Origin of the sequence: Moraxella tetraodonis (genome assembly GCF_022359095.1) — a bacterium.
GTDB classification, from domain to species: domain Bacteria; phylum Pseudomonadota; class Gammaproteobacteria; order Pseudomonadales; family Moraxellaceae; genus Faucicola; species Faucicola tetraodonis.
Genome location: NZ_JACSYB010000001.1, coordinates 845,597 through 859,245 on the forward strand (window position 1 = coordinate 845,597; position 13,649 = coordinate 859,245).

The 13,649-nt window shown below is 44.0% G+C and carries 12 protein-coding genes; all 12 read right to left on the reverse strand.

Translation table 11 applies throughout. The features are described 5' to 3' along the window. Nucleotides 1-41: 41 nt before the first annotated feature. The gene (locus H9W84_RS03795; protein ID WP_239741766.1) at nt 42-1,910 is read right to left on the reverse strand and encodes a monovalent cation:proton antiporter-2 (CPA2) family protein; all 1,869 of its coding nucleotides are present in this window, start codon (nt 1,908-1,910) and stop codon (nt 42-44) included. Between the two features lie 18 nt (nt 1,911-1,928). Next, nucleotides 1,929-2,684 (reverse strand): hypothetical protein, encoded by a 756-nt coding sequence (locus tag H9W84_RS03800; protein ID WP_239741768.1) that lies wholly within the window; start codon nt 2,682-2,684, stop codon nt 1,929-1,931. A gap of 292 nt (nt 2,685-2,976) precedes the next feature. Beyond that, a complete protein-coding gene (locus tag H9W84_RS03805; RefSeq protein ID WP_239741770.1) occupies nt 2,977-4,053 on the reverse strand; it encodes a cation diffusion facilitator family transporter in 1,077 nt (358 codons plus the stop codon). Between the two features lie 131 nt (nt 4,054-4,184). Then, on the reverse strand, nt 4,185-6,425 hold the full coding sequence (locus tag H9W84_RS03810; protein ID WP_239741772.1) for a primosomal protein N': 2,241 nt from the start codon (nt 6,423-6,425) through the stop codon (nt 4,185-4,187). 148 nt (nt 6,426-6,573) lie between these two features. Then, nucleotides 6,574-6,954: a Rid family detoxifying hydrolase gene (locus H9W84_RS03815; protein ID WP_239741774.1), complete on the reverse strand. Its 381-nt coding sequence runs from the start codon at nt 6,952-6,954 to the stop codon at nt 6,574-6,576. A gap of 27 nt (nt 6,955-6,981) precedes the next feature. Continuing rightward, nucleotides 6,982-9,147 (reverse strand): HD domain-containing protein, encoded by a 2,166-nt coding sequence (locus H9W84_RS03820; RefSeq protein WP_239743627.1) that lies wholly within the window; start codon nt 9,145-9,147, stop codon nt 6,982-6,984. Nucleotides 9,148-9,515: 368 nt separating this feature from the next. Further along, a complete protein-coding gene (rpoZ, locus tag H9W84_RS03825; protein ID WP_036601878.1) occupies nt 9,516-9,782 on the reverse strand; it encodes a DNA-directed RNA polymerase subunit omega in 267 nt (88 codons plus the stop codon). 81 nt (nt 9,783-9,863) lie between these two features. Continuing rightward, nucleotides 9,864-10,301 (reverse strand): ClpXP protease specificity-enhancing factor, encoded by a 438-nt coding sequence (locus tag H9W84_RS03830; RefSeq protein ID WP_476739039.1) that lies wholly within the window; start codon nt 10,299-10,301, stop codon nt 9,864-9,866. A 22-nt stretch (nt 10,302-10,323) separates the two neighbouring features. Further along, nucleotides 10,324-10,935: a glutathione S-transferase N-terminal domain-containing protein gene (locus H9W84_RS03835; RefSeq protein ID WP_239741778.1), complete on the reverse strand. Its 612-nt coding sequence runs from the start codon at nt 10,933-10,935 to the stop codon at nt 10,324-10,326. 148 nt (nt 10,936-11,083) lie between these two features. Further along, nucleotides 11,084-11,797: a cytochrome c1 gene (locus H9W84_RS03840; RefSeq protein WP_007116514.1), complete on the reverse strand. Its 714-nt coding sequence runs from the start codon at nt 11,795-11,797 to the stop codon at nt 11,084-11,086. Then, on the reverse strand, nt 11,797-13,014 hold the full coding sequence (locus H9W84_RS03845) for a cytochrome b (protein WP_239743629.1): 1,218 nt from the start codon (nt 13,012-13,014) through the stop codon (nt 11,797-11,799). The genes H9W84_RS03840 and H9W84_RS03845 overlap by 1 nt, the downstream gene beginning before the upstream one ends. Nucleotides 13,015-13,033: 19 nt before the next feature. After that, nucleotides 13,034-13,618, reverse strand: coding sequence for a ubiquinol-cytochrome c reductase iron-sulfur subunit (gene petA / locus H9W84_RS03850; protein WP_007116512.1), 585 nt, complete (start codon nt 13,616-13,618; stop codon nt 13,034-13,036). Nucleotides 13,619-13,649: the final 31 nt, after the last annotated feature.

Genomic DNA, 13,649 nt, shown 5'->3' on the forward strand with positions numbered 1-13,649 from the left:
TAACATTTTAAATGTTCGTTTCTTTTGATGGTTTTTTTGGGTTATTTTTTTGTTTGCGAGTAGGATTCCTCGGCCAATTTTTCAAACCGCTCTTTGTCTTTATGGAGTTCATGTTTCGCGGTGGTCATATCGCTATCAAATAAGCTTTCGAGTTCTTGAATCGCCGATTGTGCTGAGGCAATCATCTCGGCTTCATCTTCATAGATGGCGCGCTGCCGTTCAATCAACGCGTCATCATAATCGCGGAACATTTGCACGGTTTTTCGGGCAGTTTGTGGTGCCATGCCCAATACTTCCAAGGTTTCGCGTGACATATCCAGCGAAGATAGGTAGGTTTCTCGCCAAATATACTTAACCCCCGCATCGCGCAAACGATAATAATGCTCACGGTTTTTGGCACGTGCCAAGATGGTCAGATGCGGATAATTGCGTACCACATAATCGGCCACCGTAGCAGACAGCTCGATATCACCAATGGCAATAATAAAAACTTTGGCTCGTTGAAGCCCTGCTGCGCGTAGGATTTCAGGATTTTGGGGATTGCCATAGTATACTTGGTTACCAAATTTGCGGACGAAATCGACTTGGTTGGCAGATTTTTCAATCGCGGTAAATTCAATATTGTGCATGCGTAGCACACGACCGATGATTTGCCCGACACGTCCAAATCCTGCAATCACCACTGCGTGCTCATGATTGGGTATTTTGTCGTATTCTTTACTGGGCTTAGCTTTAGCAAATATCGGATTGCCAATTTTTTCCAGTAATAAAAATGCCAGTGGCGTCATGGCCATTGAGACAGTCACCACAAGGTTTAGAATATTTTGTTGTTCACGGGTTAACAGATGCTGGGCGGTCGCCACGCTAAACAGTACAAACGCAAATTCCCCGCCTTGCGCTAGCGTCACCCCAAGACGGATACTGCTTTCGTTTTTGTTGCCCATGAGCCGCGCAATGATTGTCAGCACCACAAACTTAATGAGCATCAGCAATACTGCCAAACCAATGATGAGAAAGGGCTTGGCGACAATTAATTTTACGTTGGTGAGCATACCGACTGACATAAAAAACAGCCCAAGCAGCAACCCCTTAAATGGCTCAATACTTGCCTCTAACTCGTGGCGGTATTCGGAGTCAGCCAGTAGCACCCCGGTTAAAAATGCCCCAAGTGCCATTGACAAGCCTATATAATTCATCAATAGCGACACACCCAGTACGATAAATAACGCCGTGGCGGTGAGCAGCTCGGTGGCGTTACTAGAAGCCACAAACTTAAAGAAAGGACGTACCACAAACCGACTGACAAATATCATGCCAGCAAAAATACTGATGACTTTGGCAAAATAAATCCAATCGTAATTTTGCTCTTGCGCGCCCGACAAAAATGGCAATGCGGCAAGTAAAGGAATAACCGCGATATCTTGAAACAATAAAATAGTAAAGGCTTGCTGACCATGCGTGGTGGCAAGCTGCTTTTTTTCACCCAATAACTGCAACACAAACGCCGTTGATGACAGCGCCAAGCCAAAACCGATGACAAAGCTATTTGATAGCCGAATATCTAAAAGATACCACGATAGCAGCATCAACACCACGCCCGTGACAATGACCTGCAGCCCGCCTAACACAAAAATCTGTTGCCGCAGTGCCCAAAGCCGAGAGGGCTGTAGCTCTAAGCCAATAATAAATAACAGTAGTACTACCCCAAATTCAGAAAAATGCAGCAAGTCATCGGGGTTACCCGCAACTTTTAAAAAACTTGGACCCAGCAATAAGCCTGTAAACAAATAACCCAAAACCGTTGCGATACCAAAACGCTTCGCAAGCGGTATCAAAATCACTGCCGCACCCAAGAAGATAGTTGCGTCAAGCATCATAGAACTATCAGCACTGGCAGCAAGCACAAACATACAAAACCTCAATTATTTTTAATTTTTGACAAAAATTTTCCAAATCCCGTTATCCGCAATCGCATTTTTATAGGCGTCATTGCGTTTTTTACGGGGAGTTTGCCGACTGTCCACCACTTTAAAGTCTGCTAATGTTTGAATCACCAAACCTGTGCGATAAAAACGAATCCGTTCAGGCTCTAGCAATTCACCTTTGGGATTGCGACAAAACACATAAGCGCGTAAATCAATAAATTCACGATGCGCCACCAGCCGCACGTCTTCGCCTTTGGCTAGGGCATTTTCCATCGCCATCAACTGGGCATCCTCATACGGACCGCATTTTTCAACCAGTGCACCCACTGACCCAAAATTTTTGGATTCTTTGGCTTTGGTACGGGTCAAATGCAGTTTTTGCACATGATAAATAAACTGCGGTATCTCAAGGCTTGCGGGTAATGGCAGATAATCAGGCGGCAGTCCTGCCGAGGGATAAAACCCTTTGGCGCGATCAATCAACCCTTGCCAAGTTTGCTCATAGCTTTGCACCTCTGCCAAATTGCCTGCATAAATAGGCAAGTCTTGAATTTGGGTGAGATAGGGCGGCGGAAAAAAATTATCCCGAAACTGGGCAATATCAGCTTGCAAGGTGGACAGCAATAACTTGACCTGTTTTTTATGCGCCTTTTCATCGACCAGCAATGCTGAGGGATTGCCATTATCTGAGTTGTCTGAGCCATCAGATTGGGTGAGATGCAAATTGGGTGCCACGAAAGGTGCAGAACGGTGTGTCATACGCGTTTACCTCCAGTAAGCTAATGATTTTTATATAGATTTAATAGAAATCTGATATAGATATTAAATACAGATGTTTAATTGTTTGGCAAACGTTTAGCAAGCGTTTAGCAAACAACGCTTGCCACAGCATGGTGCTGATTCATCCTAACATATTTAGCCTAAGTAATGCGCACTATTACGCAATTAATCGTAAGAAAAGTTAAGCAAGCAACCAGCAAACCCCACAAAACAAAAACTAAAAACGCTGAACGGCAACATCGACTTTTTGCACTTCGGGTCAAAAATTCGGTTAGTGCGCGTGCGCATGCGCATGGACAGGGGGTGTGCTGGTAATGTCACAATTAAACTGCGCGGAGTGCGCATGCAAATCACTCTCAAATTGAATGGTACTGTGCCCAATGCCTAAATGCTGTAACTCATGCTGTAAGTCTGATAATAGCGCATCAGTTTGCTGCAGGGTAAGCGAGCTTGGGACAATGATATGACAAGATAAACTATGTAAGCCGCTGGTAATCGTCCAGACGTGTAAATCATGAACAGATAACACGTTTGGGTGGGCAGAGAGGGTGTCTATAATAACGCTTTGGTCAATATGATTGGGCGCGCCTTCCATCAAAATATGGGCGGCATTTTTGACGACAGCATAGCCACTACGAACAATCAGTAGCGCCACCAAAATACTCACTGCCGCATCTGCCCACACCCAGCCAAACAGCATAATCACAATAGCAGCAATAATCGCAGCCACCGAGCCTAGTAAGTCACTTAATACATGTAAATAAGCGCTTTTCATATTGAGATTATCGGTATCACCACCGTGCATCAGTTTGGCGACCACCAAATTGACGATAAGCCCAATAGTACTGATAACTAGCATACCCGTGGTGGCGATTTGTGGCGGCTGCTGAAAACGCAGCACCGCTTCATAGATAATACCTGCACTGATAATCAGTAGCGTCAGACCATTGATGAGTGCAATCAAAATCTCAAAACGGCGATAGCCAAAAGTTTTATGGGAGGTAGCAGATTTTTTACCGATGATAAATGCAAACAAAGTCATGGCAAGTGACACCGCATCACTAAACATATGACCTGCATCTGATAACAACGCCAAACTGCCAGTAATATAACCGCCGATGACTTCAACAATCATATAGCTGGCAATGATGGCAAACGCTATCGTGACGATATGCTGATTATCCGTATGGCTGTGACTATGACTATGACTATGATTGTGGTCAGCGTTATCATGGCGGTGATTGTTGCCATGACCATGCGCATTAGGCTGCTCATGATGCGGGTCATGAGGGTCGTCAAGGTGCGCGCCAGTGGGCTGCTTTGAATCTTGAAGCGGTTTTGGGGTCATTGTTATTTACTTACCCTAATTAATGGTAAAAATTAGCTAAATTGTAGCCCAATCAGCGACTTGAAAAAAGCCCATTCAAACATCAGCGTGAAATAAGCGCTTTAGCAAAAGCAATGGTTTTGCAAGTCAGGTTAGGACCAGCTCATCGGATCAATGTCAATCGATACTCTGGCATACTTTGCCGATGGCAATGCAATCGTCTGTCGCCACCAGTCCGACAATAGCTGCTGGCGAACGTGGCGTGTTTTGGTCAAAATCAATAAATGCGAGTGATAGCGACTGTTCTTCTTTGCCATTGGCGCATCCACCGGGCCATTAATCGCAATACCCAAGGCTGTCATGTGCTGGCGTGATGGCAATAGCGCAATCGCTTGATGCAAAATTTGCTGATTGTTTTCTAACGATTTGCTTTCCACCCGTACCAAACAAGCGTAAGTAAATGGCGGCAATCCCAACATGCGCCGCTCAACCAATAATTGCTGGGCAAAACTCAGATATCCTTCACGTACCAAAGTCAGTAACGCAGGATTTTCAGGTTGCAGGGTTTGTATCAGTACCAGACCTGCTTTATCGGCACGACCTGCACGACCTGCCACTTGGATAATCAGCTGGGCGGTATGCTCAGGTGAGCGAAAATCTGAGGATAAAAAACCACGGTCAGCATTGGGGATTGCCACCAAGGTCACATTGGGGAAATGATGCCCTTTTGCCACCATTTGCGTGCCCACCAAAATGGCTTTGGGGTTATCAGCAATACGCTGATACACTTGCTCCCAACTGTTTTTTTTACGCGTGGTATCGCGGTCAATCTGAATCACAGGCACATCGGGGAAAAGCTCAGTTAACCCTTCAACCATCCGCGCCGTACCCATGCCCACAGGGTCAAGATTGCTACTACCACAGCTAGGGCAATGTGTCGGGATGGCTTGCTGCCAATCGCAGTGGTGGCATTTTAGCATTGCCACTGGCTGAAAATGCACTGTCAAATGCGCATCACAGCGCGGGCAGTCTGCTTGCCAGCCACAAGCATCACACAATAAGATGGGCGCGTAGCCACGACGGTTTAAAAATACCAATACTTGCTCATCTTTATCCAACGTTTGCCGAATGGCTTGAATTAAGCTTTGCGCCAAACCGTTTTGCCATGCCTGTTGGCGCGCATCAATCAACTGCATGATGGCAGGTTTGGCGTCACCTGCACGCTGGGTCAAAGTAAGCTCGGTGAGTTTACCTTGTTGGACCAAATACAGGCTTTCAAGCGATGGCGTCGCGGTGCCTAAAATTACCGGACAATTAAGCTGAAAACCACGATAGAGCGCCACGTCACTGGCGTGATAGCGCAGTGAGTCTTGCTGTTTGTAAGATTGGTCATGCGATTCATCGACAATAATCAGCCCTAAATTGGCAAATGGGTATAACACTGACGAACGGGTACCGATAATAATTTGCGCATAGCCCAGTCGGCATTGTTGCCAACCATCAAGCCGCACGGTGTCATTAAGTCCCGAATGTAGCATCAATACTTGGGCTTCAAATCGTTCGGCAAATCGCTGTCTGGTCTGTGGGGTAAGCCCAATTTCTGGCACTAAGATTAGCACTTGTTTGCCTTGCGCCAGTACCGTTTGCATCACTTGCAAATACACTTCGGTCTTGCCACTTCCCGTAATGCCATTGAGCAAAAAACCTTCATAGTGTGGCTGCTGGCAGGCGCGGCTGATTTTTTGCACCGCTTGTTGTTGCTGTAAATTTAAGGTGAGCGGCGTGGTGGCGAGCTTAGCAAGCTTGGGTAAAGATGGCATTTGGTAAACAGGCGCAATCAGACCTTTTTGCTCAAATTTTTTTAAATAAGCAGGTTCGACACCATTGTCTAATAGCGCAAACTCAGTTACAAGCTTTGTGTCATTGCTATGCGAATTACTATGCGAATTGCCATGCGAGTTGATGACCAATTCACATAAAGCAAATTGTTGGCGTTGTTTTTTTGCACTGGCGGAAAAATCCTCGTCAGTGGCATCGCGTAATTGTCGCCAACATAATTGTCGGTAGTCGAGCGTCATCCCTTGGCGAATTAAAGTCGGCAGCATGACAGAAAACACATCGCCAAGCGGATAGCAGTAATAAGCAGACAGCCAATAAGCGAGTTTTAGTAATGCCTCATCGACAATCGGCAGCTCATCAAGTATGTCCAATACAGGTTTAATCGCATTTTGCGTAAGCTGACTATGCTCAATATGCGCCACCACAATGCCGACCAATTTGCGCGCACCAAACGGTACTCGGACGCGGCAGCCAATCGCGGGCAACGCATCGCCCACAACGCGATAATCGAAAACCGAATCAATGGGGACAGGTAAGGCAACTTGGATTAGCAAAACACACCTTTAAAAATTGTTATAGGGTTGAATTATAGCCCAATTCTATACGTTAAACTGTGGTCAGATGGGCAAAAATTTGACATAAAAAAAGGCAAGTCTTGTAACTCACCTTCCATTTGAGCGGGTTAACATTATAAAACCAAAATCAATCTAAAACCAAAATCGCTTCAATTTCGACCACCGCACCTTTTGGCAAGGCAGCCACTTGCACCGCGGCACGGGCAGGGTAGGGGGCAGTTAGGCGCGTCGCAAAAATCTCATTTAAGGCAGTAAAATCTGCCAAATCGGTGAGGGATACATTAAATTTCACCACATTGGCTAACGAACCGCCTGCGGCTTGGCAGATAGCATTGATGTTTGACATGACTTGGTTGGCCTGATTGACAAAGCCATCGGCTAGGGTCATGGTATTTGGGTCGAGTCCGATTTGACCTGAAATATAGACAGTCTTATCAACCTTCACGGCTTGTGAATAAGTGCCTACCGCAGCAGGGGCATTGTCAGTATGAATGATGTCACGGCTCATATTATTTCCTATTACAGTATGATAAGTTTATAAAATATCTTTATTTTTTGGTGCAGACGTGTTTTGGCTCTGAGAAAGTAGCACTTCGTCATTCCATTGATACAGTCTTACAATATTGGGGTAGCCCAAGAAGGTACGTAGGCGCTGAATTAAGCTTGCGATCTGGTCACGGCTTTGCACCACTACAAACAGCAAAGTATAGCCATTACGCTGTTCGATATATTCAAAACCCGCCTGAGTATCACGTACAATAAAGATTAAATCACTGATTTGCTCATCGGTCAGGTTTTGATTAATTTTTAGCGCGGCATCAAAATAAATACGCTTGGATATCTCATCCTCACTGTTAGACACTCGCCAATGTAGCGGAATCACTTGGTATTCATTGACACGGCGAATTTCATCAATTGAAAAACATTTGTGTCGATGCACCACCAAACCATTTTTCGAAATATGCCCGACAATCGGGTCGCCATACACAGGATGACAACAACTGGAAAAATTCATCTCCATATTGGCGGCATCCGCAATTAAGCTTTGCGGTTGGTTAGCGGCATGGGCGCTGGCTTGGTTTTTGGCAAGCTGCTCTTGGGTCAATAAGCGCGAAACGGCAATCTGCGGTAGCAATTTACCTGTGGTAAACTCCGTAAAGAACGCACTTTTATCCTGTAAGCCACGCCAATCAAGTAGCAATTGCCATTGTTCATCACTCACATCAGCGAGTGAAAGATTTTGCGTTTTAAGCGCGCGCTCAAAGGCGGTTTTACCTTCGTGCTCTTTTTGCTCTGGATTTAAGCCTTTTAACCATTCAAACAAGGCACGCCGCGCTTTATTGGTTGCCACAAAACCCAGCCACTCCGCTTTTGGAATCGCATTGGGGTCGGTATGAATTTTGACCCTATTGCCGGTTTTCAAAATCGTACCCAGTTTGGCTTCTACGCCATTGATTTCAGCGCCGGTTGCACGGTTACCGATATGGGTACTGATAGTATAGGCGAAGTCAAGCGCTGTGGAGCCGCGCGGCAACTCATAAGCATCACCGTTTGGGGTATAGCAAATAATTTTACGTTCGTGAAGATAATCAATCAGTTTATCGACCACCGTCACCGCATCAGACGGCTGCTCTTCGATATCGCTTTCATTGTCGGCAATCAAGTTTTGCAGATTGCGTAGAGAGGCCTGAATTACCGACTGGCTAAGAGGCGATGCTGCTTCACCCATCAAAATCCCTAAACGGGTGGTTTTGAGCATAGTTTTCGTCAGAATGACCACTTTGATGGTGTCATGGTCGTTTTTATAGGTAATGGTAAACGATTGGTTGCCCCCGGCACGTGGATGGCGGATATTGTCTTCGATACATTCAGGCGCAATTTGGTATTTATTAATAAAATACTTGGCGATTTGGTCGCAGTCTTCTACTTTATCCATGACTAGCATAAATTCATAATGCCACAGCAAATCGGTGATTTCGCCGCGATTTTTAAAGAACTGGCGAAACAAAGTCACACGGTTATCGACATCTTTGACATAACCTTTAACATCCAGTCGGCTTAAAACGATATTTAAATAGTTATGAATAGCTTCTTGTTGAAAGGTGCGCCCCAAGCCATGCTGCATAAGCTTATCGGATAACTTGTTATACATAGGCGCATTCAAGCTGCGATAACATAAAATCTCGATATAGTCGGCTAAATCATTAAGCCCAAGCGTACGAGCAAACGGCACATAAAAATCCAACGTTTCTTGTGCGGTTGCCTGTTGTTTTTTTTCAGGCACCGCTTCGATGGTGGTCATATTGTGCAAGCGGTCCGCCAATTTGACAATCAACACCCGCGGGTCTTCTAGCGTTGCGGTAATAATGCGATAAAAAGTCGCGGCTTTATTGATGTGTTTTTCATTGGAGGATTTTAATTTGGTGACACCATTGACGATTTGGGCAACTGCCTTGCCAAACTCTCGGGTCAAATCTTCTTCAGTGGTAGGCGTATCTTCCACGGTATCATGCAAAATTGCCGCCACAATGGTATCGACATCCATGCGAAAACTACCCAAAATCTCCGCTACCGCCATAGGGTGGGTGATATAAGGCTCGCCAGATTTGCGTTTATCTTTGATATGGGCTTGGTCGCCAAAAGCACAGGCTTTGAGAACAATTTGCTGTTCGCCATCATTTAAATAATCCAATACACGCATTAGGTCAAACTGTGCAATATCCACATCAGGATGGCTTAATTTTGGTAAAGTTGATATATTCAAAAATGTGCCCTCAACGTACGATCGATAGGTTTAACCTGCTAAAAAACTCATATTGTCCTGGTCAGCAGTTAACTCTATCACAAAAAACGGTTGGATAAAAATAGCTGGCATCAAACCAGCTAAAGTTAGCAAAAACGTATTATAAAGATATCTTAATTATTCGCAAAATTACCGTGAATTGTCAAGCTAAGTTACATATAATTCCACGTTCCAGTCCACGTTTAATTCAACTAAAAAGTCACCTAAAAAAGGTGACTCTTTATAAAATAATAGTCGCTAACTATTAACAGTGGCTTAAGCTAGCGTTAGAATCCATGACCACTTGAAATGCTCAAATCGACATGGTGAAATTTGTTAGGCAATTCGCGCTCAGGTTGATTTAGAATCTCTTTAGTCACCAGTCCTTCAGCGATTTCGCGTAGGGCAAGTACGGTTGGTTTATCATTTTCACGCTCAACCATAGGTTCTGATACACCGCGTGCGATTTGGCGCGCACGTTTACTGGCAACAAGAATCAAATCAAAACGGTTGTGGATATTTTCTAGACAATCTTCTACAGTGACACGTGCCATGACTATGGTTATCCTATTCAAAACTAAAAAAGTAATTGATTATTTTAACAAAATTAAACCCATATTGCCAGTGACAATGCACTAATCCAAGATTTTTAACCCTGCTTTGTTCTCACGTTTTGGACGTTGTGCTTCGGTGGACTCGGCTGATTGACTGACATTGATTTCAGATTGCGGCGCATTATCGTATTCCGTTGGGTCAAAGAACATGCCTTGTGAATTTTCTCTGGCATAAATCCCCATCACCGCTTGCATTGGTACCCATAATTCTTGCGAAACACCGCCAAATCGCGCATGAAAATTAATAAAATCATTATTAATGACCAAATTACCTGTAGCACGGCTGGCGATATTAAGTACGATACGACCATCTTGCACATATTCGACAGGCACTGTGACATTGGGCTGCGTCGTATCGACCATGATATGTGGGGTTAGGTTATTGTCTTCAAGCCATTCAAAAATAGCGCGTACCATATAAGGGCGAGTCGGAGTTAGTTGAAAGTCGTTTTCCATGATAATTCTCTTATTTTAATGATTACTATTTTAAACTAGTTTTAAAGGTTGGGCGATTAAACATCCGCTCCATATATTGATATAAAGGACGGCACAGGTGCAGCGGCAATTCAATACCCATGGGTTTTAAGCGATATAAAATCGATGACAAAATACAATCACATACACCCATGGTATCTGAAAGAAAAAAAGCTTTATGGGCAAACAGCGGCGCTATGGTAACAAGAGATTCAGTCAGTTGCTTTCTTGCAATCTTTGCTTGATTGACATCTAAGGTATCCTTATGGGTCAATAGCGTATCTGCTAATTTAACCCAATCTTTCTCAATGCGCCACCATAATTGACGGTATTGTGCCTTTTCAATCGGATTTTCAGGTAGCAGTTTGTTCTGATGATAGCGCTCTTCAAGGTATTCAAAAATAATGCGATTGTTATATAAAATCAATTCACGATGAATGAATACCGGTAGCGTGTTGTAAGGATTGATATCAGGTAAATCTTCGGCAAAATCCTCATCATCACGAATGTTCGTCTCAGTAAATTCTATTTTTTTCTCAAGTAAAACCAGTCTTAATTGGTGACTTAGGTAGCCATCATCGGCATAAATCAATGGGGTGTTCGAAGTAGGGGTCAACATAGTTAAAAATAATAAGCTGTATCAGCGTAAAGGGTAAGCCTAGCTTAAAATGACTGAATTAGCAATAACTGTCAAAGTTATCGTATCAACCAAGCAATAAATGCGCATAAAAAAAGGCAGCCTAAGCTACCTTTTTTTGTATCAACCCTTATTTAACGTCTTTCCAAAATTCTTTATTGAGTAAGTACACTGGAATTAATAACGCAAGTAAGAATAAAATGACCCAAAAACCATATACTTTACGTTGGTGCGCTTGCGGCTCTGCCATCCACGCCATAAAGTTGACGATATCACCAATGTTACGACGATATTCTTCTTTTGAGGTATTCATTTGCATATCATGAAGGACGAACGGCATGGCAACATTCGGCAGTACGATATTGTTGGCACCCCAAGGACGACTTGGATCTTCATAGAAGGCTAACAAGTACGTATAAACCCAATCATTACCACGTAGACGGGTTTCAAGTGACAAGTCAGGTGGCTGTGCACCAAACCAAGCCTTTTGAAGCTCTGGGTCTACGCCTGCATTGATATGGTCACCGACTTGGTCAGTGGTCAGCATCAAGTATTTTTCCACCAACTCTTTTGGAATGTCCAAGTCTTTGTACATTTTTGAGTAGCGAACATACTGTGCTGAGTGACAGCCTGCACAGTAACTCATGAATAATGAGGCACCACGTTGAATAGACGCTTTATTAGTCAAATCCACAGGGGCGGTTTCACACGCCAAATGCGCTTCTTTACCATCAACTGTTTTATAAGTGCCACAGCCGCCTTCGCTAGCTTGTGCGGCTGTCGCGCCCAAACCTAATGCAACTGTCAAACCCAATCCAGCAACTAATTTTTTAACCGCTTTCATTAGTGACCTCCAGTTACACGTTCAGGTGGCTGTTTGCAAGTTTCAATCGATGTATAGATTGGCATTAGCAAGAAAAACAAGAAATACAAAATAGTACAAATACGTGCCACAATCGTTGCGGTATCACTTGATGGAATTACCCCTAAGTAGCCTAAGATCAAGAAACTAACAACAAAGATAGCAAGCGCAATTTTTGACAAAATACCTTTATAACGCATTGAACGCACAGGCGATTTGTCTAACCAAGGCAATACAAATAAAATAGCAATTGATGCTGCCATCACAATAACACCCGGCAGGGCTGAACCAAACATAGATGGGGTTGCACGTAACATCGCATAAAAAGGCGTATAGTACCAAACAGGGGCAATGTGAGCAGGTGTTTTAAGTGGGTTTGCTGCTTCAAAGTTTGGTGGCTCAAGGAAGAAACCGCCGCCTTCTGGGAAGAAGAATACCACGGTAAAGAAAACGATAAAGAATACCACGATACCAATCATATCATGTACGGTGTAGTATGGGTGGAAAGCCACACCATCAAGAGGTACACCATTTTTATCTTTAAGTTTTTTGATATCGATACCATCTGGGTTATTAGAACCAACATGGTGCAATGCTACCAAGTGAACAAATACCAGACCCACTAAAATCAAAGGAATCGCAACAACGTGCAAGGCGAAGAAGCGGTTTAGGGTAATACCAGAGATGATATAGTCACCTTTTACCCATTCTCCCAATGCATCACCAATAAATGGAATCGCGGCTGGTAAATTTAAAATAACCTGCGCACCCCAGAAAGACATATTACCCCAAGGTAATAAGTAACCGAAGAAACCTTCTGCCATTAAGCACAGATAGATACCCATACCGATGAGCCAAACCAGTTCACGGGGTTTTTGGTATGAACCATACAACAAGCCACGGAACATATGCAGATACACGACCACGAAGAATGCCGAGGCACCAGTGGAGTGCATATAACGGATTAACCAACCACCTTGTACATCACGCATAATGTATTCTACAGAAGCAAATGCGCCTTCTGCACTTGGGTTGAACATCATGGTGAGCCAAATACCCGTCACTAACTGATTGACCAATACCACCATTGATAATACGCCAAAGAAGTACCAAAAGTTGAAATTCTTTGGTGCGTAATACTTTGACATATGGTATTCATAAGTTTCTGTCGCTGGAAAGCGCGCATCCACCCAATGCATAAATTTCTTTGCACTCATATTATGCCCCCACCGTTAAGATAGTACCGCTGATGCTATACTCAGGAACTGGCAAATTACGAGGCGCAGGTTGACCCTTAAAAACACGTCCAGCTAAGTCATACTTTGAACCGTGACAGGGGCATAAAAATCCGCCAACCCAACTGCTGCCACCCAAATCTGCTGCGCCGACATCAGGACGATAACCTGGTGCACAACCTAAGTGAGTACAAACCCCTTCACACACTAGAACTTCACTATTGTCTTTTGAGCGGCTATTATTTTTGCAGTAGTCAGGTTGTAATGAACCTTCTGATTTTGGATCGGCAAGTGATGATTCTACTTTTGATAAATTATCCATCATCTCTTTGGTACGTTTGACAAGATAAATTGGTTTACCACGATATTTGATAACAATCATTTGTCCTGCTTCGAGTTTGCTTAGGTCTTGGCTAACAGGTGCGCCCGCAGCTTCTGCTTTTGCACTTGGATACCATGAACGCACAAACGGCGTAGCAATAGCAGCGACACCGACTGCGCCCATAGCGGCAGTGGATGCGATTAAAACTCTTCGACGCTTAACGTCGACGCCTTCGGCATGGCTCATTAAGAACTCCTCCAGATTAATGAAGTGGGTA